We start from the raw sequence: 25313 nt of genomic DNA on the forward strand, positions 1-25313 counted from the left end.
GGACACAGGCTGGCTTCGGTTGCTGAATTCGATAGCGTCGGGCTGCGCTATGGCACTGGCGGCGAAGTGCTGCGTGATCTGGACTTCCGGCTGACGCGCGGCGGCTTCTATTTCCTGACTGGCCCGTCGGGCGCCGGCAAGACGTCACTACTGAAGTTGCTCTACCTGGCGCAGCGGCCGACCCGCGGCCGGATCAGGTTGTTCGACGAAGAAATGACCGACGCGCCGCGTGCTTCGCTGCCGGAGTTCCGTCGCCGGATCGGCGTCGTGTTCCAGGACTTCCGGCTCATCCGCCACCTGTCCGCCTTCGACAACGTGGCCTTGCCGCTGCGCATCGCGGGAGCCAGCGAGGCCGACGTCGATGGTCCGGTTCGGGAAATGCTCGCCTGGGTTGGCCTCGCCGATCGCGCCAGCGCCCGCCCCGCCACGCTGTCCGGCGGCGAGCAGCAGCGGGTCGCGATTGCCCGGGCGGTAATTGCCCGGCCCGAACTGCTGGTGGCTGACGAACCGACGGGCAACGTCGACGCTGAGATGGCAACGCGGTTAATGCACCTGTTCACGGCCTTGAACCGCCTGGGAACGACGGTCGTGATCGCTACCCACGACGTCGGCCTGATCAGCGCCACTCCGGGCGCTCAGCTGGTGCGGCTCGAAAACGGGACGATGGTCGATCCCACCGGCTCGCTGCGCAATCCGCCGCCGCCGCGGGGCGCATCCTGATGTTCGACTGGCTGTTTCCCTCGGCGTCGGAACGGCGCCTGCTCGGCGGCCGTGGGCTCCGGGGAGCGACGCCGTGGCTGATCGCCATCATGAGCTTCACGATGCTGATCGTCGCGGCAGCAGGTCTGGCGCTCGCGAACACGGCGTCTCTGGTCGCCCATGGTACGGCGTCGCGCTATTCGGTGCAGGTCCCAAACGCGGGCGAGCTCGACCGGATCGTCGCGACCGTCCGCTCAACGCCGGGCACCGCGGCCGTCGAGCCGGTGCCCGAATCCGAAATGCGCCGCACTCTTGAACGTTGGCTCGGCCCTGCCGGTGCTTCTGCCAATCTGCCTGTGCCGGGCCTCGTCACCTTTGACGCCCAGGGGGCACTCAATGCATCGGATTTGCAGGCGCGGCTAAAGTTGGCCTCCAGCGGCGCGCAGCTCGTGGCGCATCGCGACAGCCTCGGCCCAGTGCTGCGCTCGTTGCGGCTGCTGCAATGGCTGTCGCTGGCGCTGGTGCTCCTGCTCGGCGGCGCTGCAGCGGCGGCTGTCGTCCTCGCGGCAAGAGGCGCGCTCGATACGCACCGCTTCACGATTGAGGTCATGCATGGCGTCGGCGCCACGGATGTGCAGGTCACGCGCCTGTTCCAGCGCCGGATCGCGATCGATGCACTGACGGGCAGTGTTGCAGGCGCGGTGCTCGCCTCCGTCGTCCTGGTGGCAATTGCCGCCGGTGCATCGTTCGCGGGGGAGTTGACGGGCGGAGCAACGCTGACCGCCGTCGATCTCCTGCTACTTGCCCTTCTTCCCTTCGCACTGACTTTGCTTGCGACCTGGGTTGCCCGTGCGACTGTTCTGGCCGCATTGCGCCAGGCCGTATGATCGCGCGTGCGCTTGCCCTGGTTCTGCTGCTGTACGCGATCGGGTTCGTGGTCTTCGCATTGACGCTCGGCAAGGCCGCTTCGTCGGCAGCCCCGGTCACGGATGCGGCGGTCGTGCTGACCGGAGGGCCTGGGCGCATTGAGCATGCGGTCGACGTGCTCCGCGCGGGCGGGGCGAAACGCCTCCTTGTCGCGGGTGCCGATCCGCTGGTCACCAAGGCCGACATGGGCCGACGCCTGCGCGGCAGCGAGAAGCTGTTGAAGTGCTGCGTTGACCTGGGCAGCGAGTCCGTCGACACCCGCTCGAACGCAGAAGAGGCGGGGCGCTGGCTGGCGCTGCACCACTTTGCTTCCTACCGCCTGATCACCAGCGACTGGCACATGCGCCGTGCGCGCTACGAGTTCGGAAAGGCACTCGGGTCCCAGTACGAGGTGGTCACCGATGGCGTCCGCTCGGACCCCAGCTTCCTCACCTTGTTCGCCGAATACAATAAGTACGTCCTGCGCCGCCTGGCGGTCTGGATCGACATCTGATGCAACGCGCGCGTTCGCTGCTGTTCGCCGCGATCTTTTATCCGATGACGCTACTGTGGGTGCTCGCCGGAATGGCTGCCAGCGTTGCAGGAGCGGCACCAGCGCGGCGCGTGGTCCTCAGCTGGACCTCGGTGTTCAACTGGCTCGCGCGCCACCTGCTCGGCATTTCTGTCCGCGTGGAGGGAGCAGTCCCGGCGGGATCTTACCTGATCGCCGTGAAGCACCAATCCATGTTCGAGACCCTGGAGATGGTGCGTCACACGCAGATGCCGATCATCGTCCTGAAGCGCGAGCTTGCCGACATCCCGCTCTTCGGCTGGATGACGCGGCGCTATGGGGTCATTCCCGTCGACCGTGAGGCAGGAGCGAAGGCGCTGCGTGAACTGGTCGCCGACGGAAAGGCCGCGGCGGCCAGCGGGCGACCGATCCTGATCTTCCCCGAAGGTACGCGGGTACGCGTCGGCGAAACGCCGCCCCTGCAATCCGGCTTCGCGGCGCTCTACCGAGCCCTTGGCATGCCAGTCGTCCCCGTGGCGGTCGACAGTGGCCGCCTGTGGGGGCGGGGCCTGCTCAAGCAGCCGGGTGTCGTCACGTTCAGGGTTGGGAGCACTATTCTTCCCGGGCTGCCCCGGAAGGAGATCGAGGCCCGCGTGCACGAAGCCATCAATGCTCTTGAGCTAACCTCGGAGACGAGCGCCTAGCTTTTCCGCTGCGGTGACGATGCGGCGCGAGACCTCGGCAATCTGCTCGTCCGTAAAGCTCTTCTCTGCCGGCTGGAGCGTCACCTCCACAGCGAGCGAGAGCCCGTCCGAGATCTCGAACCGGTCGAACAGCCGTGCGCCGGTGATGGTCGCCTTGTCGGCTCCGCGAACTGCCCGGAGCAATACCTCGGCCGAAAGCTCGACGGGAACGATGAAGGCGAAGTCGCGGGTAACCGCCTGCAGCGCCGCCGGTGCGAACACGGCGCGGGCCCGGCCTGCGGAGCGCTGCGCCGGAATCGCGTCGAGGAAGATTTCACCGGCGACCAGCCTTGACGGGGCGTCGAGCGTCTTGCGGAGACCGGGGTGCAGCTCACCGAAGGATGCAAGGATGGTCTTCGGGCCCAGTCCGAGCTTTGCCGAGCGGCCTGGATGCCAGGTCGATCCGGCGTCCGGCAGCACCAGCAGGTTCGCGACAGGCGCGCCCGCAGCCTCAAGCAGCGCGAGCACTTCGGCCTTGGCATCGAATGCGTCGAATGCCTGCGCCTTGCCGTTCTGCCATTCACGAGGGCGCCGCTCGCCCGCGAGCACGAATGACAAGGTCGGATGCTCTGCCTCGGCCAGGTAGCGCCGCCCGATTTCGAACAGCCGGACGGATGATGCGCCGCGGTCCAGGTTACGCCGCGCCGCACCGATGAGTGCCGGAAGAAGCGACGGTCGCATGACCTTCATCTCCTCGCTGATCGGGTTGGCGATGCGCCAAGCCGCGCCGCCGAAGGGGGTTGCGTCCGCCTCAGAGATGAAGCTCCACGTGACAGCTTCGTCGAGACCGCGGCCGGCAGCCGTTCGGCGAAGGCGCCGCTCGAGCAACTGCGAGCGTGTCGCAGTCGGCCTGGCCACACCCGGCGCGCGCTCCAGCGGAGTAGCGGGGATGCTGTCGTAGCCGGTGATCCGAGTCACTTCCTCGACCAGGTCCGCGGGGTCTTCGACGTCACGGCGCCACGTCGGCACGGTGACGGCGTTACCCTCGACCTCGAAACCCAGGCTCTCGAGAATGGCCTGCTGGCGCTGTTCGGGGACTTCGATGCCGCCCAAAACTCGCGTGCGGCCGTAGTCGAAGGTGATCGTCCTGCGCTCGGTCGGTGGACTGCCGACGCGAACTTGCCCGGATGGCTCGCCGCCGCAGATATCGATGATCAGGCCAGTCAGGATCGCGAGGCCTTCGTCGAGAAAACCCGGGTCGACGCCCCGCTCGAAGCGGCTGCGAGCGTCACTGGTCAGTGCAAGCGCCTGACCCGTGCGCGCGATCCGCTCCGGCGTGAAGTAGGCCACCTCCAGCATCACCTCGCTGGTAGCCTCGCTGACGCCCGAATCCTGGCCGCCCATGATGCCGCCGATGTCATGCACCTGCGCTTCGTCGGCGATGACCGTCATGAACGATTCCAGGGGATATTCCTTGCCGTTCAGCGCGAGCGCGGTTTCGCCGTCGCGCGCTGCACGGGCAGTGAGCCCGCCAGTCAGCTTCGCGACATCGTAGGCGTGGCTGGGCCGACCGAGATCGAGCATCACATAGTTCGTGATATCGACGAGCGCCGAGATGGGCCGCTGCCCGGCAGACCTCAGGCGCTGCTGCATCCACTCGGGGGACACGCCATTCCTCACGCCGCGGACTGCGCGGCCGAAGAAGGCCGGGCAGCCTTCCGGGTCCTCGATACGGACTGTTACCGGGCACTCGAAGCTACCTTCGATCTGCGGCACGGCAAGCGGCTTGAGCGTGCCGATACCTGCCGCGGCGAGGTCGCGGGCAATGCCGCGCACGCCCATGCAGTCCTGGCGGTTCGGCGTGACTGCGACGTCGAACACGGGATCGTCGAGCCCTGCGTAAGCCATGTACGGCGTGCCGACCGGCGCGTCGTCCGGCAGATCGATGATGCCGCTGTGGTCGTCCGCAAGCTCGAGCTCGCGCGACGAGCACATCATCCCTCGGCTCTCGACACCTCGGATCGCGGCAACCTTCAGCGTGACATCGATGCCGGGCACGTAGGCGCCGGGCGGACCGAACACGCCGAGCATGCCCGCGCGGGCATTAGGCGCGCCGCAGACCACCTGCACCGGCCCATCACCGCCATCGACGGTCAGGACCTGCAGCTTGTCCGCCTGCGGATGCTTCTCGGCGGTCAGCACCCGCGCGACCTTGAACGGAGCCAGCGCTTCGGCGGGGTTGGATAGCTCCTCCAGTTCAAGTCCGATCGCGGTCAGCTTCTCCGCGATCTCGAGTGCCGACGCCTGGGTATCGAGATGAGCCTGCAGCCAGCTCAGCGAGAACTTCATGCGCCCACTCCGCCCGACAGCGTTGGGACGTCGAGCGCCCGGAACCCGTAATGCTTGAGCCAGCGGATATCGCCGTCGAAGAAGGCGCGAAGGTCGTCCATACCGTATTTCAGCATGGCCAGGCGATCGATCCCGCAGCCGAAGGCAAAACCCTGCCACTGGTCGGGGTCCAGTCCGGCATTGGCGATCACACGCGGGTGGACCATGCCGCTGCCCAGCACTTCCATCCATCCCTGGTTGCCGCCGACCACGCGGCGGCCCTTCTCCATCGACCAGCCGATATCGACTTCGGCCGAAGGCTCGGTGAAGGGGAAATAGCTGGGGCGCAGGCGAAGGACGATGTCCTCACGCTCGAAGAATGCCTTGAGGAACGTCTCGAGCGCCCACTTGAGGTGGCCCATGTGGATCGCCCGGTCGATCACCAGCCCTTCGACCTGGTGGAACATCGGCGTGTGCGTCGCGTCGCTGTCGGACCGATAGACCCGCCCGGGAGCGATCACCCGCAGCGGCGCGCCCTTGGCTTCCATCGTCCGGATCTGCACCGGCGAGGTGTGCGTCCGCAGCACCCGCGCCTCGCTCTCGCCCTCGCGCGGCTCCAGGTAGAAGGTGTCCTGCATCGCCCGCGCCGGATGGTTCTCCGGCATGTTGAGCGCGCTGAAGTTGTACCACTGGGTCTCGATCTCGGGCCCCTCCGCGACCGCGAAGCCGAGGTCCGCGAAAATCTCCGCAAGCTCGTCCATGACTTGGCTGACCGGGTGGACCGAGCCGGTTGGCGTCTCGGGCGCGGGAAGGGAAAGATCGAGCTTCTCGGTTGCCAGTCTCCGGTCGAGCTCGGCTGCTTCAAGCGCCTCCTTGCGATCCCTCAGAGCGGCAGTGATTGCCTCGCGAAGAGCGTGGACCTTTGGTGCTTCAGCAGAGCGGAGATCCGGAGCCATCGCGCCGAGTGATTTCAACCGGCTGGTGATTTCTCCCTGCTTGCCGAGCATGCGAACGCGCAGCGCTTCGACTGCGGCCAGGTCGGCTGCGCTTGCAATTTCCTCGATGATTTCCCGCTCTTCGGCCATGCGCGGCCTCTAGCCGCGCTGCGGCGCAAAATGCAAAGCGCTGTGCTAAGGCTTGGCCATGAGCGACTGGCCCGAACTTACTGCCGCTCGCGACCACGAGACCCTCGCGATCCTTCACCTGGCAGCGCAGATGCTCGGCAAGCTGCGGGTTGCCCACTCGCCGTGGCTGAATCACGGCTGGCACGTCGCGCTCCAACCGAATGCGCGTGGACTGTCGACCTTGCCGACCGCCGCGAGCGGAGACCGCACGTTCACGCTGAGCCTCGACCTCTGCCGTCACGCGATCGTTCTGTGGGTAAGCGACGGGTCACGCGAGGAATTGCCGCTCAACGCCGGGAGCATCGCGGCGCTTCATCATCGCCTCGTTACGATGCTCAACCGTCATGGCCTGCCGTCGAGTTTCTCGGGGCGGCCAAGCGAGATCGCCGATGGTCTCCCATTCGTCAGTGATTCGACGCCCCGCACATATGATCGCGAGTCCGCTAGCCGCTTCAGGGAAGCACTCGCCGCCGTTTTCCCGGTCTTCGAACGTCTTCGGGCAGGATTCACCGGCAAGGCCAGCCCGGTTCACTTCTGGTGGGGCAGCTTCGATCTCGCGGTGACACGGTTCTCCGGCCGGCCTGCACCGCAGCACCCAGGTGGCGTCCCCGGCTTGCCTGATCGAATCACTCGCGAAGCCTACAGCCACGAAGTTTCGAGCGCCGGCTTCTGGGCGTCCGGTGTCATGCCGGTGGAGCCGTTCTTCTACAGCTACGCATACCCCGAGCCGCAGGGCTTTCGCTCGAGCCGAGTGAGCGAGGGCCGTTTCGACGAAAGCTATGGCGAGTTCATGTTGCCCTATGCCGACGTGCGCGCCTCGTCGGAGCCTGACCGTATGCTCGGCAGGTTCCTCCAGTCCACCTACAAAGCGGCAGCCAGCCTCGCGCACTGGGATCGTGCAGCGCTCGAACGCGAAGCCGTCGCTCCATAGAAAAGGGCGCCGCGGATTGCTCCGGGCGCCCGAATTCTCATCACTGTCGAAAGTTCAGGCTGCTGCCTGCTCCTTCTTCTCCAGCGCGCCCTTCGCCTGGGCGATGATGGCGCTGAACGCTTCGCCCTCGTGCATCGCGATATCCGCGAGCACCTTGCGGTCGAGGGTGATGCCGGCGAGGTTCAGCGCGTGGATGAACTCGCCGTAGGTCAGCCCCTCCGCGCGAACCGCCGCGTTGATGCGCTGGATCCACAGGGCGCGGAAGCTCCGCTTCTTCACCTTGCGGTCGCGATAGGCGTACTGCCCGGCCTTCTCGACAGCCTGGCGGGCGATTCGGATCGTGTTCTTGCGACGGCCGTAATAGCCCTTCGCCTGGTCCAGGATCCGCTTGTGCTTGGCGCGGCTGGTTACGCCGCGTTTGACGCGTGCCATGGTGCTCTAGCTCCTTACTTCAGGCCGTAGGGCGCCCAGGCCTTCACGCGCGCCGTATCGGCGTCGGCGAGAACTTCTGTGCCGCGGTTCTGACGGATGTACTTGGCGTTGTGGCTGATCAGGCGGTGGCGCTTGCCGGCGACACCGTGCTTGATCTTGCCCGTAGCCGTGAGCTTGAAGCGCTTCTTGACGCCGCTCTTGGTCTTGAGCTTGGGCATTTTTGTCTCCTCTAAGCATCCGCTTGCGGATGCGACACTTTAGAACCGCCACGGCAGCCCTTACTGGCCGGGCCGTTCTGTTTTCCACGAAGCTGGAAAGCGCGCGCCTATAGATGCGGACGCGCTGCAAGGCAACCGCTACCAGTCGTGCCGGGAGCCGTCACGCTTGAAGAAGCCGCCGCTGTCGTCCGGTCCCAAGCGCTCGATCAGCGCCCCGCATCTCGGCGACGCTTTGTTCCGGAGGCAGCGGCGCATTGGGGCCGCCCATCCGCGTCTTCACCCAGCCGGGATCGAGCACCGCCGCGACAACACCCGACCGCTTCGCTTCGATCGCCAGCGAGTGCCAGGCCATGTTCAGCGCCGCCTTGGAGGTCCGGTACGGCACATAGCCGCCGCTGCTTTCCCCGATACTGCCCATGCCGCTGGTCAGCGCGATCAGCTTGCCGCCCGCTCTGCCGACGGTGCCGAGCACGGACTTGGTGAGCAGGAACGGGGCGATCGTGTTGGTGACCAGCATCTGCGTCCAGGCGCGTCCTTCCTCGGCTGTTTGGGCCTGCTCCGGGATCCACGTGCCTGCGTTGGCGATCAGGAGGTCGAGATCGCTCATTCGCTCGCCCAGCCCGACAACGGCATCGAGGTCCTGCATGTCGAGCTGCTCGACGCGCACACCAAGGCCGTCGAGTTCGGGGCTGGACTGGCGAGCGGTCGCGATGACGTCCCAGCCGTCGGCGGCATACTGGCGCGCGAACTCCAGGCCGATGCCGCGGTTCGCGCCGGTGATCAGGACATTGGGCATGGCGCTTCAACGCAGCGCGGGGCGGGAGTTCCCTAGTCGAACAGGCTGGAAACGGAGGCTTCGTCCGAAATGCGGCGGATCGCCTCGGCGAGCAGCGGCGCGACCGTCAGCCGCCGGATCTTCGAGTCCTTCGGATCGGGCTCGCCGCTCCAGATCGAGTCGGTGACGACGAGTTCGGTGAGCTCCGACTTCGACACGCGGGCTGCGGCTGCGCCCGACAGCACGCCGTGCGTGCAGTATGCGAACACCTCGTTCGCGCCCTGCTGCTTGAGCGCTGCCGCGGCGTTGCAAAGCGTGCCAGCCGAATCGACGATGTCGTCGATCAAGATGCAGGTGCGGCCCTCGACGTCGCCGATGATGTTCATGACTTCGGATTCGCCGGCGCGCTCGCGGCGCTTGTCGACGATCGCCAGCGGCGCGTTGTTGAGCCGCTTGGCAAGGCCGCGGGCGCGAACCACGCCGCCGACGTCCGGCGAGACCACCAGCATTTCGCGGTTGCCCATCCGGGCTTGGATGTCGGCGGCGATCACTGGCGAGGCGAACAGGTTGTCCGTCGGGATGTCGAAGAAGCCCTGGATCTGACCCGCGTGCAGGTCGATCGACAGGACGCGGTTGGCACCGGCGGTGGTGATCAGGTTGGCGACCAGCTTGGCCGAGATCGGCGTTCGCGGCCCCGGTTTGCGATCCTGCCGGGCGTAGCCGAAATAGGGCAGCACCGCAGTGATCCGCTTCGCGGACGCGCGGCGAAGCGCGTCGATGCAGATCAGCACTTCCATCAGATTGTCGTTGGCCGGGTAGCTGGTCGACTGGATCACGAACACGTCCTCGCCGCGGACGTTTTCGTTGATCTCGACGAAAACTTCCTCGTCGGCGAAGCGGCGGACGCTGGCATCGGTCAGCGGCATCTCGAGATAGTCCGAGATCGCCTTGGCAAGCGGCAAGTTACTGTTACCGGCGAGCAGTTTCATCGTGACGATCTCCAGCGGAGAACGGCCTTTAGCGAGCCACTTGCAAGTCCGTAAAGGTTGCTACGGCGCCGAGCGTCGCTAAATCGCCTGCATGGCCGCGTCCGACACCCAGCGTCTCAAGATTGCGCTTGCGCAGATGAACCAGCGGGTCGGCGACCTCGGATCAAATGCCGCCGCCATGCTGGAGATGCGCCGTCAGGCGGGCGATGCCGACCTGCTCGTCTGTCCGGAACTGCAGCTGACCGGCTATCCGCCCGAGGATCTGGTGCTTAAACCCGAGTTCGTCCGGCGGACGATGGAGCATGCCGAGCGACTGGTCGATGCGACCGCGGAGCCGGGGCCTGCGATGCTGATCGGAACGATCATCAACGAGGGCGGGCAGAATTACAATGTGATGCTGCTGGCCGACGGCGGGCGGGTGATTGGACGGACGCTGAAGCGGGAGCTGCCAAACTACGGCACCTTCGACGAGAAGCGTGTGTTCGCGTCCGGACCGGTGCCGGAGCCGTTGGACTTTCGCGGCGTCAAGATCGGCGTGCCGATCTGCGAGGATATCTGGCAGGAAGTCGTCTGCGGTCACCTCGCCGATGCCGGCGCCGAGTTGCTGCTCGTGCCGAACGGCAGCCCCTACGAGCTCGACAAGGATGACTTGCGCCAGCGGCTGGTCCGCGCGCGCTGCGTCCAGACGGGCCTCCCAATCGGCTATCTGAACCGCGTCGGCGGCCAGGACGAGTTGGCTTTCGATGGCTCATCCTTCGTCATGCACTCGGACGGCGAGCTGGTCGTGCAGATGGCAGACTGGGAGGAAGACCTTCTGGTCACGGACTGGGAGCGGCAGGCGGACGGCTGGCAATGCCTGACGCGCGCCAGGCATGCGCTCGATCCCTACCCGGCCGACATCTACCACGCGATGATCGTGGCGCTTCGGGATTACGTCACGCGCAACGGCTTTCCTGGTGTCATCCTTGGGCTTTCCGGTGGGATCGACAGCGCCTTGTCCGCGGCGGTAGCCGTGGATGCGCTTGGACCCGACAAGGTCTGGGGCGTGATGCTGCCGTCCAAGTACACCAGCGACGAGAGCCTCGACGACTCGCGCGATTGCGCCCGCCTCTTGGGCTGCCGTCTTGACGTCGTGTCGATCGCGCCCGCGGTATCGGCTGTGGACGAGATGCTTCCGCAGCTGACTGGTCTGGCCGCTGAGAACGTGCAGGCGCGGCTGCGCATGGTGAGCCTGATGGCGCTCTCGAATGCGCATGGGCACATGCTTCTGACGACCGGCAACAAGAGCGAGATGAGCGTCGGCTATGCGACTCTCTATGGCGACATGGCTGGCGGCTATTCGGTTCTAAAGGATGCCTACAAGACCACGGTGTTCGCCCTGTCCAAGTGGCGCAACCGCGTGAAGCCGGAAGGCGCCCTGGGTCCCGACGGTCCGGTGATGCCCGCAAGCGTGATTACCAAGCCCCCGACGGCGGAGCTCCGGCCCGACCAGAAGGACGAAGACAGCCTCCCACCTTATTCCGTGCTGGACCGCATCCTCGAAGGGCTCGTCGACAAGGAGATGTCGGTGAAGGAGGTCGCGCTCGCGACCGGCCAGGAAATTGCGCTCGTCGCTGACATCGAATCCAAGCTGCTGAAGGCCGAGTACAAGCGCAGGCAGGCGCCACCGGGCGTCAAGATCGGCAGCCGCAACTTCGGCCGCGACCGCCGCTACCCGATCACCAGCGCGTTCCACACCGGCCCGCAGGTCAAGCTGCCGCGATGAGCGTCGTTGCGCGGTTTGCGCCTTCGCCAACGGGCCGGCTGCACGTCGGCAATATCCGGACAGCGCTTCACAACTTTCTCTTCGCCCGCAAGCACGGCGGCGAGTTCATCCTGCGGATCGACGACACCGACCGGGAGCGATCCACCGCCGAGTTCGACCGGCAAATCCGCGACGATCTGGACTGGCTGGGCCTCACACCGGACCGCGTGGTCCGCCAGTCCGAACGGTTGGACCTGTACGAGCGGGAATTCGAGCGGCTGAAGGCCTCAGGGCGGGTCTACGCCTGCTACGAGACGCCGGATGAACTGGACCTTCGCCGCAAGGTGCTGCTCGGCCGCGGCTTGCCGCCGGTCTACGAGCGCAAGGCCGCCGATGCTCCGGTGCCGGAGGGCCGCGCACCACACTGGCGGTTCCGGCTCGATCCCGATCGTCCGATCGCATGGGACGACCTCGTCCGCGGTGAGCAGAAGTTCGACCCCAAGCTGCTCAGTGATCCCGTCGTCCGGCGCGAGGACGGAAGCTGGCTCTACCTGCTGCCAAGCGTCATCGACGACGTTGATCTCGGCATCACGCACATCGTGCGCGGCGAAGACCACGTGTCGAACAGCGCCAGCCAGATCCAGATGTTCGAGGCGCTGGGTGCTAACCCGCCGGGCTTCGCACACGAAGCGCTGCTCGTCGCCGCCGAGGGCAAGCTCTCGAAGCGGCTGGGCGCCTACGGGATTGAGCAGGTCAAGGAAGCCGGCCTCGAGCCGATGGCGCTGTTGTCGGTCCTGGCGCGCATCGGCACGTCGCGGCCGGTCGAGCCCTTCGCATCGCTCGACGAACTCGCGTCCGACTTCGACTTCTCCACCTTCGGCCGCGCTCCTGCGCATTTCGACCCGCACGAGGTCGAGCTGATCAACGCGCGGCTGATGCACAGCCTCGATTACGGCCAAGTGGCCGACCGGCTGCCGGCTGGCGCTACCGAAACTGACTGGCTCCTGCTCCGTCCCAATCTCCAGTCCCTCGCGGACTTCCCTGGCTGGCTTGGAGTGCTCCACGGCGAACTGGAACCGACGGAACTCGGCCACGACGAGCGGCTGGTGGTCAGGGAGGCCGCCAGCCGGGCAGCTACGCTCGACTGGAATGGCGAGACCTGGCGACAGCTCACGAACAGCGTGAAGCAGGTCACAGGCAAGAAGGGCCGCGACCTCTTTCACCCGCTGCGGCTGGCGCTGACCGGTCGCGACAGTGGTCCGGAAATGGCCGGATTGCTGGCCGCGATGGGCAAGGAGAGGGCATTGCGCAGGCTTGAGGCAGCCGCAAAACGCTAGTCGAGCACGGCGCTGCAAATCTCCTCTTGCGGAACAAATGTAATGATGTAACATTTCGTTCATACTAGTGCGATGAAGGAGAGGCCAATGCTAGCCTATGCCGCCAATCGCCCGGACCCAGCCGGACGCCGTTCCTCACCGAACACGATGCTGTTCATCATCGCCGCCCACGTTGCCGGCATCGCGGCACTGATGGCGTGGAAGATGGATCTCCCGGCGCGCGAGGCGGACCCGCCGATCATCGTCACCATGCCCCGTGACCCGACGCCACCGCCGCCAAACGACGAGACGAAGGCGACAAAGCCGACGCCGCAGCCGTCCAACGAGTGGCTCACCCATCCCAAGCCGCAGGTTCCAACCGATCCGATAAAGCAGGACCCTGTTGACCTCAGCGGGACCACTACGTTCGATCCCGGTCCCATCGTCGGCCCAACCGTGGACCCGATCCCGCTGCCGCGTCCGATACCGCGGCCGGTCACGGTAGAGCCTCGGCTTCTGACTCCGCCCTCTCAGCTCCGCCCGCCGTACCCCGAGGCGAAGCTCGCCAATGAAGAGGAGGCCGTGCTTCACCTGAGGCTTGCGATCGGCGCCGACGGGCGGGTCACTTCGGTCGAACCGGTCGGACGCGCCGATCCGGTCTTCCTCCAGGCCGCCCGGCGCCATCTGATCGCCCACTGGCGCTATAGTCCGGCAACCGTGGACGGCCGCGCCGTTGCGACCACGACCGTCATTACATTGAGCTTCCAGCTCGACGCTTGAGGCTCATGGGCGCGGACTAGCACCCCGCTGTGCCGCGCCCTATCTTCCCTTGCATGTCGATCCTGCCCAAACCCGTCGGCCCGGCGGCTGCATTCCGCGACTTGGCGGCCTTCATGCGCCAGCGCAGCCGCGAGCAGGTCATCGGCGCGATGCTTTCGGTCCTGGTCACCACAATCATCATCATCGTTTTCCTCGTCGATCCGAAGGTCAACACGCAGCCAGGCGAGCAGATCGTCTATGCCGAGAGCTGGCCCGAAAACCGGACCGACGCCGAGATGGCCGCCGACCAGAAGAAGGACCAGGCCGCGCTCGAAGCCGCTAAGAAGGAGAAGCGGCGCCAGTTCCAGCAGCTTGAGAAGCAGTTCGGGATTGAGTGACGACCGCCGGTTCATGGCCGAGGCGCTTGCGCTCGGCGAAGACGCGAGGGGCCTGAGCGCTCCCAACCCGAATGTCGGTTGTGTCATAGTCGGAGCGGCCGGCGACATCGTCGGGCGCGGCGCGACGGCGCGTGGCGGACGCCCTCACGCGGAAGCGATCGCTATCGATCAGGCGGGCAGCCGCGCGACGGGATCGACCGTCTACGTGACGCTCGAGCCCTGCGCTCATGATAGCCTGCGCGGGCCCGCTTGCGCCTCGCTGCTCGCCGACGCGCGGCCGGCTCGCGTGGTCATTGCGCTCAAGGACCCCGATCTACGTACCTCCGGCAAGGGAATCCGGCGCCTCCGCGACGCGGGCGTGACCGTCAAGCTAGGTGTGGGCCGTGAGGCTGCCAGGCACTCGCTTGCGGGCTGGCTGACCCGCGTCGAGCTTGGACGGCCGCGCATCACCCTCAAGCTCGCACTGTCGATCGACGGCAAAATTGCGCTGCCGTCAGGCGAATCGAAGTGGATCACGGGAGAGGACGCCCGTCGGCATGTACATGTCGAGCGCGCTCACTCGGACATGATCCTGGTCGGTCGCGCCACCTATCTCGCCGATGCCCCGCGTCTCGACGTTCGGCTTCCAGGGATCGAGGACCGCTCGCCGCGCCGTGCGCTGCTGACCCGCGGCGAAGCTGTCGATGGCTGGGAAACCGTGCGTTCTCCGGCGGGTGTGCATCGGCTTCATGACGTCAACGACCTGCTCGTCGAGGGCGGATCGTCGACCGCCTCGGCATTCCTGGCGCAGGACCTCGTCGACCGCATTCTGATCTACCGGGCACCCATCATCGTCGGAGAAGGCAAGTCGTCGTTCGGTTATGTCGGCCTCGACCACATCGCCGATGCGCACGGCCGATGGCAGCTGGTCGAGGAGCAGCGCCTCGGCGTCGACCGGCTCGAAGTTTACGAGCGGGTCCGGGAAAGCTAGGCGCGGGCGATGTTCACGGGGATCGTCACCGATGTCGGCACCGTCCGCAGCGTCGAGCAGCGCGGCGACCTCCGGCTGACCATCGCGACCACATTCGACATGGCCAGCGTCGACCTTGGCGCTTCGATCGCCTGCTCCGGCGTGTGCCTGACCGTCGTCGACAAGGGGGACGACTGGTTCGCCGTCGACGTTTCGGGCGAGACTGTGTCGCGGACGGCCGCCGATCTGTGGCGCGAAGGGGCGCGCGTGAACCTGGAACGGTCCCTGCGTCTTGGCGATGAGCTTGGTGGGCATATCGTCACCGGTCACGTCGACGCGGTTGCCGAGGTCGTCGGGGTCTGTGCGGAAGGGGATTCGACGCGCATCGGCTTGCGGGTCCCGTCGGCGCTTGCCACTATGATCGCCCCCAAGGGATCGGTCGCGCTCGACGGCGTGTCGTTGACGGTGAACGACGTGCGGGACGCAGAGGATGGGGCCGCGCATTTCTCCATCAACGTGATCCCGCACACGGCCCAGCATACGACCTTCGACGATCTCACCGTAGGCCGACAGCTCAATGTCGAAGTTGACGTGTTGGCGCGGTACATTGACCGCATGATGGCCGCCCGCGCACAGTAGGAACATCGCTGTTCCTGCTTTTCATCACATTGCAATGTGATACAGTGCGCTCATGAGCACCACACTTATGGAACGGCTTAACGCCATCATCGAGACCGGCGAGGTGAGCCGCTCCGGCCTCGCCCGGGCGGCCGGCCTCCACCCCAACAGCCTGCGCAAGCTTGGCCAGCCCGACTGGAATCCGACCGCCGACACCCTGACTCGGCTCGAAAAGCTGATCCAGGGCGGCAACACCGAAGTCCTGGTCGGAACCGAGACGCTGATCAACGAGGCCCGCAACGGCCGCATGTTCATTCTCGTCGACGACGAATCGCGCGAGAATGAAGGCGACCTCATCATCCCGGCGCAGATGGCGACTCCGGACGCGATCAACTTCATGGCCCGGCATGGCCGGGGGCTGATCTGCCTGACCCTGACAAAGGATCGCGCCGACCAGCTCGGCCTGGAGCCGATGACGCGCACCAACCGCAGCCGCAACGAGACGGCGTTCACGGTGTCGATCGAAGCGAAGGAGGGCATCTCGACGGGCATCAGCGCGGCCGACCGCGCCCGCACCATCGCCGTCGCGATCGATTCGTCGAACGCAGTCGACGCGCTGGTGTCGCCGGGCCACGTTTTCCCGCTCGTCGCGCGCCCCGGTGGCGTGCTCGTCCGTGCCGGCCATACCGAGGCCGCAGTCGATATCTCGCGGCTTGCCGGCCTCAACCCGAGCGCGGTGATCTGCGAGATCATGCGCGACGACGGCACCATGGCCCGCCTTGACGACCTCATGGAGTTCGCACGCACGCACGGCCTCAAGATCGGCTCGATCCGCGACCTGATCGCCTACCGCTTGAAGAAGGACCACCTCGTCGAGCGCGTGGCGGCAGCGTCATTCACTGCCCGCAGCGGCGCGCAGTGGCAGGCCCAGGTCTTCCGCGACAAGGCCAACGGCGAGGAGCAGCTCGCGCTTGTCTACGGCTCCGTCGACCCGTCACAACCGGTGCTGGTGCGCATGCACAGCCTCGACCTGTTCGCGGACGTGCTTGGCGAATCGGGGCCGCGCGCCGGCCTTCTGCACGGCGCCATGCGGGCCATCGAAGACGAGGGGTCAGGAGTCCTCGTCGCGCTCCACGCCGCCGCCGCCGGATCGCTCTCGCGCACCATCGGCGAGCGCTCGGGCAAGCCAGCCGAAGCCGGCGATGCGGTCCGCGGCTACGGCATCGGCGCCCAGATCCTCGCCGCGCTGGGCGTCCACGACATGATCCTGCTGACCAACAGCCATCACTCGCCGGTCGCGCTGTCCGGCTACGGCCTGGCGATCATTGAAGAGCGGCCGATCCCGGAGGCGAGCTGAGCGATGTCGACCATCCTCCTCGCCGAGGCGCGCTTCTACCCGCAACTCAACGACATGCTGCTAACTGGAGCACGCTCGGCGATCGAGGCCGCCGGCCACAGGCATGAGACGCTCACCGTACCCGGCGCACTGGAACTCCCCGGCGCCATCGCGCTGGCCGCGCGGAGCGGCCGCTTCTGCGCTTTCGTCGCGCTGGGCGTCATCATCCGCGGCGAGACCTACCATTTCGAAGTGGTCTCCAACGAAAGTGCGCGGGGACTGATGAACCTGACGCTGCAGGGCTTCGCGATCGGCAACGGCATCCTCACCGTCGAGAATGAGGAACAGGCGCTCTACCGCGCCGATCCGGCGCGCGGAGACAAGGGTGGCGCCGCCGCCCAGGCTGCGCTCGCCATGTATGAGCTCAGAAACAAGTACGCGCCCTAGTGCATCGCGGCGCGCGCCCGCTATGCGCGCCAGGTGACCGCAACCAAGCCTCATCGCCTTGCCTTTCCGGCGTTGCTGTTCGGCAATGTCGCGCTGGCGTTCGGTCCGTGGCTCGTCCGCCTTGCCGATGTCGGGCCGGTTGCGGCAGGCTTCTGGCGCCTGACGCTCGCGCTGCCATTCCTGCTGATTGTTGCCCGCATCGCCGGGCAGCCGCCGCGCTGGCCGAAGAAGGCGCTCCTCATCACCGTCGTGATTGCGGCGATCTTCTACGCACTCGACCTCGCCAGCTGGAACGCCGGCATCCGCATGACCAAACTCGGCAATGCGACCCTGTTCGGTAACAGCGGCAGCTTCGTGTTCGTGATCTACGGCCTGTGGCTGGCCAGAACCATGCCGACGACCCGTCAGGGCAGCGCGCTCGCGCTGGCGGTCGGAGGTGCTGCGCTGCTGATGAGCAGCAGCTACGAACTCTCCCCGAAGAATCTGGCGGGCGACCTTCTCACCCTCGTCGCGGGCATCCTCTATGGCGGCTATCTGATCTTCGTCGAGCGCGCCCGGACCGAGCTCCAGCCGATGCCGCTCCTTCTGCTTGCGACGCTGTTCGCCATCCCGCCGCTGCTCGTCATCAGCAGTGCGACGGGCGAGCGCATCTGGCCGCACGACTGGACGCCGCTGCTTATCTTTGCGCTGTCCAGTCAGGTGCTCGGTCAGGGGCTGCTCGTCTATGCCATCGGCACGCTTCCGCCGATGGTCGTTGGCCTCGCGCTCCTCACCCAGCCCGCCGTCTCGGCGATGATCGGCTGGCTCGCCTATCACGAGCGGCTCTCGCCCGCCGACTTCATCGGAGCAGCGGCCATCGCCGCCGCACTCGTGCTGGTCCGCCTGCCGGAGCGGGGGTTGCGAACGGGCGAGCGCCAGCCCAGTTGAGCGGCATGGACGACCCGAGTCCCCTCGAGCAGCTGCGCCGCCGCCTTGCTCTCGCCGTTGGCGAGAACGCCGTGTTCGACGGCTGGACGATGCAGGCGGTGGACAGCGCCGCCGGGCAGCTCGGCATCGACCCCGTTCAGGCGCGCCTTGCCATGCCGAAAGGGCAGGCAGCGATGGTCGACCAGTACATCCGGGAAGTCGACCGCGCGCTCGACGCATGGTTCACGCCGGAGCGGCTGCAGACCCTGAAGATTCGCGAGAGGATTCGAGCCATCGTCTGGCGCCGCCTGGAGATCATGGCGCCCGCCCGCGAAGCCGTGCGCCGGGGTCTCGCCATCCTCGCCATGCCGCAGAACGTCCCGCTGTTCTTGCGGATCAGCTGGCGGACGGCCGACGTCATTTGGCGCATCGCCGGCGACACCAGCACGGACTTCAATCACTACACCAAGCGAATGACGCTGGGTGCAGTCTACGGCTCGACCCTGCTCGTCTGGCTCGACGATCAGAGCGAGGGCATGGCGGAAACTTCCGCCTTCCTCGACCGGCGGATCAATGACGTCATGAACTTCGAGAAATGGAAGGCCGAATGGCGCGGCTCCTCCGACCGCCGCCTCAGCCTTTCGCGGTTCCTTGGTCGACTGCGCTATCCCCCTCGTTGAGGGCTGCTTGACATCCGGCGAGCCGCTTTGATGCTGCACAGACCTGTTTCGTGGGAGCATCTATGCGCGCGGCGTTTCTCGGCCTTCTCCTCATGACGATCGTCACCACCGGTGCGACCGCCGCCCAGCAGGCCGCGACGCCGGGGGATCCGTACATCTGGCTCGAGGACGTTTCCGGCCAGAAAGCCATGGACTGGGTCAACAGCCACAACGCCAGGACCCAGTCGGTTCTGGAGGCGGACCCGCGCTACCGGCAGTATTACGACGAGGCGCTGCAGATCGCTCAGGCGACCGACCGTATCCCCTACGGCAGCTTCCGCGGCGATCACGTCTACAACTTCTGGCAGGACGCCAGTCACGTGCGCGGGATCTGGCGGCGGACGAGCCTGGCCAGATACTCCAGCGGCAACCCGCAGTGGGAAACGGTGCTCGACCTCGACCTGTTGTCCGCGGCCGAAAAGGCCAATTGGGTGTGGAAGGGCGCCGACTGCGCCCGCCCGCTCGAGCGCCGCTGCCTGATCAGTCTGTCCGACGGCGGCGAGGACGCGGTCACGGTCCGCGAATTCGACCTCGGCACCGGCAAATTCGTGCCCAACGGCTTCAAGCTTCCCAAGGGCAAGCAGCGCGTCAGCTGGGTGGACGAGAATACGCTCCTGATCAGCCGCGAGTGGAAGCCGGGCGAGCTCGGCCGCACCGGTTATCCTTACATCGTCAAGCGCCTCAAGCGCGGGCAGCCGCTGTCGGCGGCGGTCGAAGTGTTCCGCGGCAAGCCCGATGACGGCGGCTACGGCGTCACTCCCTATGTGCTTCGCGACGGTCAGGACCGCACGTTGGCCGTGATCTCGCGCCCGCTCGATACCTTCCACTCCGAGACCTACATCCTCACTCCGAAAGGCGCCGAGCGCGTCGCCATGCCGGAGAAGAACAACCTCTCGGATCTGGTCGCCGGCAAGGTGATTGCATCGCTCGAAGAGGATTGGGCGCCGGCCGGCAATCGCGGCGACAAGTTCGCCGCCGGCTCATTGGTGTCGCTGGACCTTGCACAGCTGCGGGCTGACCCCGCGCACCCCAAGGCGACGCTGATCTACCAGCCGGGCCTGCGTGAAGCGCTTCAGGGCACCAGCTCGTCGAAGAACGTGCTGCTCGTCTCCACGCTCGACAATGTGCGCGGCCGGACCTTGCTGTTCACGCCCGCCGCTGACGGCAGCTGGCACCGGCAGGCGATGGACCTGCCCGACAATTCCGACGTGTTCGTCGCCAGCACCAGCAACACCGATGATCGGGCCCTGATCGGCGTGACCAGCTTTCTGGCGCCGCCGTCGCTCTACCTGGCCGACGCAGCCAGCGGCGCGGCGCAGAAGATCATGGCTCAGCCGGCGAAGTTCGATGCAGCCGGCCTGACGGTCGATCAGCGCGAGGCGACGTCCAGCGACGGCACCAGGATCCCCTATTTCATCGTCCACCGGGCTGACATGCCGCTCAACGGCGATAACCCGACCCTGCTCTACGCCTATGGCGGATTCAGCGCTGCAATGACGCCCAGCTATTCCGGGATCAACGGCAAGCTCTGGCTCGAGAAAGGCGGCGTCTACGTCCTGGCCAACATTCGCGGCGGCAGCGAGTTCGGGCCCAAGTGGCACGACGCCGGCCTCGGCGTTCAGCGCCAGCGCATCTATGACGACTTCGCTTCGGTCGCAAAGGACCTGATCGCGACCCGGGTCACCAGTCCGGCGAAGCTCGGCATCCAGGGTGGCTCCAACGGCGGCCTGCTGATGGGCGTGGAATTCATCCAGCACCCCGAATTGTGGAAGGCGGTGCTGATCGAAGTCCCGCTGCTCGACATGATCCGCATTTCCAAGATCGCCGCCGGCGCGTCCTGGGAAGGCGAATATGGCAGCATCGACAACGACCCCGCGGTCCGCGCCTTCTGGGAGAAGACCTCGCCCTACCAGAACCTGCGCCGCGACGGCCGCTATCCAGAGCCCTTCATTTTCACCACGACGAAGGACGATCGCGTCGGTCCGCAGCATGCCCGCAAGTTCGCCGCGCGGATGGAGGAATACGGCCTGCCGTTCTATTATTATGAGAATACGGAAGGCGGCCACGCGGCCGGTGCGAACCTCAAACAAGTCGCCCACACGGACGCGCTCGAGATGGTCTATCTTACCCGCAAGCTGATGGACGGGTCGCCGTCGTCGCCAGCGGCGAAATAGCTGCGCCCTGGAGGGGTGGAAATCCTCTCCGGTTAATGATAATCACTTGCAAGAATGAACGCGCCCGTCGACCTGGGGACGATCCCGCTCGACCAGCTTGAGCTGGGGTCCCGTGCGCGCGTCCTGTCGATTGACTGGGATGCGCTGGACGAGAGCGAAGCGTGCCGGCTGCGCCACTTCGGCTTCGACGAGGGCGTGGCAATCGAGCCGCTCCACCTCGGTCCGTTCGGGCGCGATCCGATCGCCGTCAGGGTCGGGCGAATGACCGTGGCGATCCGCCGCCGCCACGCCCGCGCGATTCGCGTTCTCCCCGCCAAGAAGTGAACCCGCTCCCGCTCGTTGCGATCGCCGGAAATCCGAATGCCGGCAAGAGCGCCCTGTTCAACGCTCTGACCGGCGCTCGCCAGAAGGTCGGCAACTATCCTGGGGTCACGGTCGAACGGAAGTCGGGACGCCTGACTCTTGCCGATGGCCGGCCGGTCGAAGTGGTCGACCTGCCCGGCTCCTACAGCCTTGATCCCGTCAGCCCTGATGAAGCGGTCACTCGCGACGTGCTCCTCGGCAAGCAGAAGGGGGAGCGCCAGCCCGACGCCCTGCTCATCGTCCTCGACGCCTCCAACCTCGACAACCACCTGCGCTTCGCACTGCAGCTGATCGACCTCGGGCTTCCCACGATCGTCGCGCTCAACATGGTCGACCTCGCTCGCCGTGACGGCCTCGAACTCGACCAGGCGAAGCTGGAGCAGGAGCTTGGCGTCCCGGTGATCGAGACGGTCGCGGTGCGCCGCCGCGGCATTCGCGAGGTGCATGCAGCGCTCGACGACATGCTGTCGTCACCCCGCTGTGGCGTCCACACCCACGTCAAGAGCGACCTGATTCACCTGCAGAAGCGGGCTCGGGAGATCGCCAGCGCCGCGGTGGTCAGCGAGACACCGGTGCGCCGCTGGACGCACCGCCTGGACGCCGTGCTTCTGCATCCCCTCGTCGGGCCGATCATCCTCGCGCTCGTGATGTTCCTGATGTTCCAGGCGGTGTTCTCGTGGAGCGAGACACCGGTGTCCTGGATCGAAGGCGCAGTCGCATCCCTGTCGGCAGCGGCAAGCGGCGCGCTCCCCCCAGGCCTGCTGCGGTCGTTGGTCGTCGACGGCGCCATCGCCGGCGTCGGTGCGGTGATCACCTTCCTGCCGCAGATCCTGATCCTGTTCTTCTTCATCCTGCTTCTTGAGGGCACCGGCTACATGGTCCGCGCCGCCTTCCTCATGGACAAGCTGATGCACGGCGCGGGCCTGTCCGGGCGGGCCTTCATTCCGTTGCTGTCGAGCTTCGCCTGCGCAGTTCCCGGCATCATGGCGACTCGCACCATCGAAGACCCGAAAGACCGGTTGACGACCATCCTGGTGGCGCCGCTGATGACATGCTCGGCGCGGCTCCCCGTCTACACGCTGATCATCGCTGCCTTCATCCCGAATCGGCGGCTGGTCATCGGCATCGGGCTGCAGGGCGTGGTCATGTTCAGCCTCTACATCTGCGGCATTGCCGGTGCGCTCATTGCCGCCCTCGTGCTTCGCCGCGGCGTCCTCAAGGGCGGCGGCGGCGGCTTCATGATGGAGCTTCCAAAGTACCAGTGGCCGCCGGTCAAGGACGTTGCGCTCGGCCTGCTCACCCGCACCGAGATCTTCCTCAAGCGCGCCGGCACCATCATTCTCGGCACCACCATCGTCCTGTGGGCGCTAGCGAGCATCCCGCAGGCCGCACCGGGCCAGAAGCAGAGCGACATCTCCATCGCCGGCCACATCGGCAACGCGATCGAAACCGTCGTCCGGCCGATCGGCTTTAATCACGACATCGCCATGGCCCTCCTGCCGACGATGGCTGCGCGAGAAGTCGCCGTCAGTGCGATCGCGACGATCTACTCGATCGACTCGAATGACGAGACTGCGGCGGCAAGCAGCCTCGAAGACAAGCTGCGCCAGCGCTGGCCGCTTCCCACGGCGCTCGCGTTCCTCGCCTGGTTCGTATTTGCCCCGCAATGCATCTCGACCATTGCGGTCACTCGCCGTGAGACCAACGGCTGGAAGTGGCCGCTGTTCATGGTCAGCTATCTGTTCGTGCTTGCCTACATTGCGGCCGGCGCGACCTACTGGACGGCGGTCGCGCTCGGTTTATAGCTGTCGCTCGATTCTAGGAGAGTGACATGGCGGGCGTGAACAAGGTGATCCTGGTCGGCAACCTCGGCGCGGACCCGGAGTCGCGTTCGTTCAGCAACGGCGGTGAGGTGGTGAACCTCCGCGTCGCGACGTCGGAGAACTGGAAGGACCGTGACGGTAACCGGCAGGAAAAGACCGAATGGCACTCGGTCGCGATCTTCAACGAGAACCTCGGCCGGGTCGCCAAGAATTACCTGAAGAAGGGCTCCAAGGTTTACCTCGAGGGCCAGATCCAGACTCGCAAGTGGCAGGATCAGTCCGGGAACGACCGCTACACGACCGAGATCGTGCTCCAGAAGTTTCGCGGCGAGTTGGTGCTTCTCGACGGGCCCGGTGGTGGCGGCGGCGCGGGCGGTGGTTCGCGCGGCGGCTTCAACGAAGGCTATGACGAGTTCGGCGGCGGCAGCGGCGGCGGTGGTGGAGGCGGCTCCAAGCCGCAATCGCGTCCGCAGCCTGCGGCCTTCGACAGCGACCTCGACGACGACGTTCCTTTCTAGGAGCTTTCGTTGCCCTTCCGCAGTGCCGCGAGGGCCGCGAAGGGACCGGCCTGTTCTTCCGAAATCACGCCCGCTTCCTTGAGCGCCGCCTCGGCACCCGGGCTGCGCGGATAGGGGTTGAGGCTGAGCGCCAGCGTGTCGGCGATCGCCGCGCCCAGGTCGATCGTGCTGCCGTCATGAAACACGACGTCGCAATCGGCGGACCCAAGCTCGACTTCCTCGTCGGACCGCGCGGGCTCCGGCTCCGGCGTGAAGACGATGTCGAAAGGCTCGTCGAGGTGAGCGGGGACGGGGTCGCCGGTCACGACGCAGCTTTGGTGGAGCGAAGCCATCACCCGGCCTGTCGCCTCCACGACCATGCCCTTGCGGCTGAGCACCGCGTGCGCGTCGAGCCGCTCCAGGCTTTCCAGGCCGAGCCGCTCCGCCGTCGCCTGCCGCTCGCTCTCCGAAGCGACGAGGTCGAGCCGGTCGCCATCACGGATATGATCGATCTTCAAATTGTGCGCGAAATTGGCGCTCATCCGATCCTTCCTTCGGCAATTTCCCCCGTCGGCACGGCCTTGAGCCGCGACCAGAGCTGGCGCAGCGCCTGGCTGTTGTGCTCGCTACCTTCGGCGAGGCCCTCGAGGCTCTCGACGGCAGCGGCGTTGAAGTCTCCGCCCCCCGTTGCCGAGCGCCACAGCTCGACACGGCGGCCGAGCGCCGACACCAGCTTGCGCACCTTGCGGCCAAGCGCTGGATCGCCAAGCCCGAGCTCACGATGCTCGGCTTCCATGATCTCCACGAACCGCTCCGTCAGCGCCACGCCGGCGGCCTCGCCTCGGAGCCCACCTTCCTCCAGTCGAACCAGCACCAGAGCGGTGATCGTCGACAGGACGGCGAAGCGACCGTCCAGCGAGTCGGGGACCTGCCCCTCGACATACCAGTGCGGCTGGCGCGCCTCGTGAGTGACGGCGGCGAACAGCTCGGCACCGCGCGCGGGACGCGCCGTTAATCGCGGGAACAGGAAGCGGAGCATAGCGTGCGTTTGGTCTCGATTGGCGCCAAGCCTTGCGCCTGTGCGGGAGCCAAGGATATTGAGGCGGACGCGCCGACAGGCAAGAGCGGCGGCAATTCCCGCTAGGCTCCGGCGCTCAAGAGAGGTTCGAAACGATGAAGCTTGCGCTGTTGAAAGTCACCCTCGCCGCCGCCGGCGTGGCGTCGCTCGCGGGCTGCGCGGGCGTCCGGGCCCACCGGGGCGCTGTGCTCGACCCGCAGCTCGTGACCGGGATCCAGCCGGGCGTCGACAACAAGGATTCGGTTGAAAAGACCCTCGGTCGCCCAACCTTCGCTGGCGAGTTCACGGCGAACGACTGGTATTATATCGCCCGCGACACCTCGACGTTCGCGTTCCGCAATCCGCGCGTGACCGACCAGACCGTGCTCCACATCCGCTTCGACAATGCCGGCAACGTCGCCGCGGTTGAGCGAACCGGCAAGAACATGGTCGCCAACATCGACCCGACCAAGCGCTCGACGCCGACGCTGGGCCGCAAGCACGACATCTTCAGCGAAATCTTCGGCGGCATCGGCAGCGTTGGCGCTCCCGGCATGGGGACGCCGAGCTCCGGCAACCAGGGTCAATAGCGGCGAGCTTCCTCGCCTGGC

At 66.3% G+C, this 25313-nt stretch carries 28 protein-coding genes; 20 read left to right on the forward strand and 8 right to left on the reverse strand.

Annotated features, from left to right (window positions below):
- Positions 1–9 precede the first annotated feature (9 nt).
- From ftsE to ACUXST_RS09220, 4 genes are read left to right on the forward strand one after another with little or no spacing between them, the layout of a single operon-like run.
- The gene (gene ftsE / locus ACUXST_RS09205; protein WP_458390038.1) at positions 10–720 is read left to right on the forward strand and encodes a cell division ATP-binding protein FtsE; all 711 of its coding nucleotides are present in this window, start codon (positions 10–12) and stop codon (positions 718–720) included.
- A complete protein-coding gene (locus tag ACUXST_RS09210) occupies positions 720–1586 on the forward strand; it encodes a cell division protein FtsX (RefSeq protein WP_458389682.1) in 867 nt (288 codons plus the stop codon). Before ftsE ends, ACUXST_RS09210 begins: the two co-directional genes overlap by 1 nt.
- Positions 1583–2119: a YdcF family protein gene (locus ACUXST_RS09215; protein WP_458389683.1), complete on the forward strand. Its 537-nt coding sequence runs from the start codon at positions 1583–1585 to the stop codon at positions 2117–2119. The genes ACUXST_RS09210 and ACUXST_RS09215 overlap by 4 nt, the downstream gene beginning before the upstream one ends.
- A complete protein-coding gene (locus ACUXST_RS09220; protein WP_458389684.1) occupies positions 2119–2820 on the forward strand; it encodes a lysophospholipid acyltransferase family protein in 702 nt (233 codons plus the stop codon). Before ACUXST_RS09215 ends, ACUXST_RS09220 begins: the two co-directional genes overlap by 1 nt.
- Here the strand turns inward: ACUXST_RS09220 and pheT are convergent.
- Entirely contained in the window at positions 2797–5148 is a 2352-nt protein-coding gene (gene pheT / locus ACUXST_RS09225; RefSeq protein WP_458389685.1) for a phenylalanine--tRNA ligase subunit beta, read from the reverse strand. The two genes, ACUXST_RS09220 and pheT, sit on opposite strands and share 24 nt — an antisense overlap.
- Positions 5145–6212, reverse strand: coding sequence for a phenylalanine--tRNA ligase subunit alpha (pheS, locus tag ACUXST_RS09230; RefSeq protein WP_458389686.1), 1068 nt, complete (start codon positions 6210–6212; stop codon positions 5145–5147). The genes pheT and pheS overlap by 4 nt, the downstream gene beginning before the upstream one ends.
- Positions 6213–6270: 58 nt before the next feature.
- Here pheS and ACUXST_RS09235 point away from each other — a divergent pair, with 58 nt between their 5' ends.
- A complete protein-coding gene (locus ACUXST_RS09235; protein WP_458389687.1) occupies positions 6271–7182 on the forward strand; it encodes a DUF5996 family protein in 912 nt (303 codons plus the stop codon).
- Positions 7183–7236: 54 nt separating this feature from the next.
- Here the strand turns inward: ACUXST_RS09235 and rplT are convergent, their stop codons facing one another.
- From rplT to ACUXST_RS09255, 4 genes are all read right to left on the reverse strand, one after another.
- Positions 7237–7614, reverse strand: coding sequence for a 50S ribosomal protein L20 (rplT, locus tag ACUXST_RS09240; RefSeq protein WP_458389688.1), 378 nt, complete (start codon positions 7612–7614; stop codon positions 7237–7239).
- Positions 7615–7628: 14 nt separating this feature from the next.
- Positions 7629–7832, reverse strand: a complete 204-nt coding sequence (gene rpmI / locus ACUXST_RS09245) for a 50S ribosomal protein L35 (protein ID WP_349807883.1) — start codon at positions 7830–7832, stop codon at positions 7629–7631.
- A gap of 160 nt (positions 7833–7992) precedes the next feature.
- Entirely contained in the window at positions 7993–8628 is a 636-nt protein-coding gene (locus ACUXST_RS09250) for an SDR family NAD(P)-dependent oxidoreductase (RefSeq protein WP_458389689.1), read from the reverse strand.
- 32 nt (positions 8629–8660) lie between these two features.
- The gene (locus ACUXST_RS09255; protein WP_458389690.1) at positions 8661–9596 is read right to left on the reverse strand and encodes a ribose-phosphate pyrophosphokinase; all 936 of its coding nucleotides are present in this window, start codon (positions 9594–9596) and stop codon (positions 8661–8663) included.
- A 91-nt stretch (positions 9597–9687) separates the two neighbouring features.
- On the opposite strand from ACUXST_RS09255, the gene ACUXST_RS09260 reads away from it, so the two are divergent.
- From ACUXST_RS09260 to ssb, 14 genes are all read left to right on the forward strand, one after another.
- A complete protein-coding gene (locus tag ACUXST_RS09260) occupies positions 9688–11361 on the forward strand; it encodes an NAD+ synthase (RefSeq protein ID WP_458389691.1) in 1674 nt (557 codons plus the stop codon).
- Positions 11358–12677: a glutamate--tRNA ligase gene (gene gltX / locus ACUXST_RS09265; RefSeq protein ID WP_458389692.1), complete on the forward strand. Its 1320-nt coding sequence runs from the start codon at positions 11358–11360 to the stop codon at positions 12675–12677. Before ACUXST_RS09260 ends, gltX begins: the two co-directional genes overlap by 4 nt.
- Before the next feature lie 87 nt (positions 12678–12764).
- Positions 12765–13436, forward strand: coding sequence for an energy transducer TonB (locus ACUXST_RS09270; protein ID WP_458389693.1), 672 nt, complete (start codon positions 12765–12767; stop codon positions 13434–13436).
- Between the two features lie 53 nt (positions 13437–13489).
- Entirely contained in the window at positions 13490–13813 is a 324-nt protein-coding gene (locus ACUXST_RS09275) for a hypothetical protein (protein WP_458389694.1), read from the forward strand.
- 13 nt (positions 13814–13826) lie between these two features.
- Complete coding sequence (gene ribD / locus ACUXST_RS09280; protein WP_458390039.1) at positions 13827–14783, forward strand: bifunctional diaminohydroxyphosphoribosylaminopyrimidine deaminase/5-amino-6-(5-phosphoribosylamino)uracil reductase RibD; 957 nt, start codon at positions 13827–13829, stop codon at positions 14781–14783.
- 9 nt (positions 14784–14792) lie between these two features.
- Complete coding sequence (locus ACUXST_RS09285) at positions 14793–15401, forward strand: riboflavin synthase (protein WP_458389695.1); 609 nt, start codon at positions 14793–14795, stop codon at positions 15399–15401.
- A 52-nt stretch (positions 15402–15453) separates the two neighbouring features.
- Positions 15454–16737, forward strand: coding sequence for a 3,4-dihydroxy-2-butanone-4-phosphate synthase (gene ribB / locus ACUXST_RS09290; protein WP_458389696.1), 1284 nt, complete (start codon positions 15454–15456; stop codon positions 16735–16737).
- Positions 16738–16740: 3 nt separating this feature from the next.
- The gene (ribH, locus tag ACUXST_RS09295; RefSeq protein WP_458389697.1) at positions 16741–17163 is read left to right on the forward strand and encodes a 6,7-dimethyl-8-ribityllumazine synthase; all 423 of its coding nucleotides are present in this window, start codon (positions 16741–16743) and stop codon (positions 17161–17163) included.
- A 33-nt stretch (positions 17164–17196) separates the two neighbouring features.
- A complete protein-coding gene (locus tag ACUXST_RS09300; RefSeq protein WP_458389698.1) occupies positions 17197–18090 on the forward strand; it encodes a DMT family transporter in 894 nt (297 codons plus the stop codon).
- A 5-nt stretch (positions 18091–18095) separates the two neighbouring features.
- Positions 18096–18749: a COQ9 family protein gene (locus tag ACUXST_RS09305; protein ID WP_458389699.1), complete on the forward strand. Its 654-nt coding sequence runs from the start codon at positions 18096–18098 to the stop codon at positions 18747–18749.
- Positions 18750–18811: 62 nt separating this feature from the next.
- Positions 18812–20962 carry a prolyl oligopeptidase family serine peptidase gene (locus tag ACUXST_RS09310; RefSeq protein ID WP_458389700.1) on the forward strand — a complete coding sequence of 717 codons (2151 nt, stop codon included), beginning with the start codon at positions 18812–18814 and terminating at the stop codon, positions 20960–20962.
- A 54-nt stretch (positions 20963–21016) separates the two neighbouring features.
- Positions 21017–21286, forward strand: coding sequence for a FeoA family protein (locus ACUXST_RS09315; RefSeq protein ID WP_458389701.1), 270 nt, complete (start codon positions 21017–21019; stop codon positions 21284–21286).
- Positions 21283–23130 carry a ferrous iron transporter B gene (gene feoB, locus ACUXST_RS09320; RefSeq protein WP_458389702.1) on the forward strand — a complete coding sequence of 616 codons (1848 nt, stop codon included), beginning with the start codon at positions 21283–21285 and terminating at the stop codon, positions 23128–23130. The genes ACUXST_RS09315 and feoB overlap by 4 nt, the downstream gene beginning before the upstream one ends.
- A 26-nt stretch (positions 23131–23156) precedes the next feature.
- A complete protein-coding gene (gene ssb, locus ACUXST_RS09325) occupies positions 23157–23666 on the forward strand; it encodes a single-stranded DNA-binding protein (protein WP_458389703.1) in 510 nt (169 codons plus the stop codon).
- Here ssb and ACUXST_RS09330 read toward each other — a convergent pair.
- Both ACUXST_RS09330 and ACUXST_RS09335 read right to left on the reverse strand, forming a co-directional pair.
- Positions 23663–24187, reverse strand: coding sequence for a YceD family protein (locus ACUXST_RS09330; RefSeq protein ID WP_458389704.1), 525 nt, complete (start codon positions 24185–24187; stop codon positions 23663–23665). The two genes, ssb and ACUXST_RS09330, sit on opposite strands and share 4 nt — an antisense overlap.
- The gene (locus tag ACUXST_RS09335) at positions 24184–24684 is read right to left on the reverse strand and encodes a ubiquinol-cytochrome C chaperone family protein (protein ID WP_458389705.1); all 501 of its coding nucleotides are present in this window, start codon (positions 24682–24684) and stop codon (positions 24184–24186) included. The genes ACUXST_RS09330 and ACUXST_RS09335 overlap by 4 nt, the downstream gene beginning before the upstream one ends.
- Positions 24685–24818: 134 nt before the next feature.
- Between ACUXST_RS09335 and ACUXST_RS09340 the strand changes: the two genes are divergently transcribed.
- Positions 24819–25292: an outer membrane protein assembly factor BamE gene (locus ACUXST_RS09340; protein WP_458389706.1), complete on the forward strand. Its 474-nt coding sequence runs from the start codon at positions 24819–24821 to the stop codon at positions 25290–25292.
- Positions 25293–25313 lie beyond the last annotated feature (21 nt).

The organism is Sphingomonas sp. F9_3S_D5_B_2 (assembly GCF_054263715.1).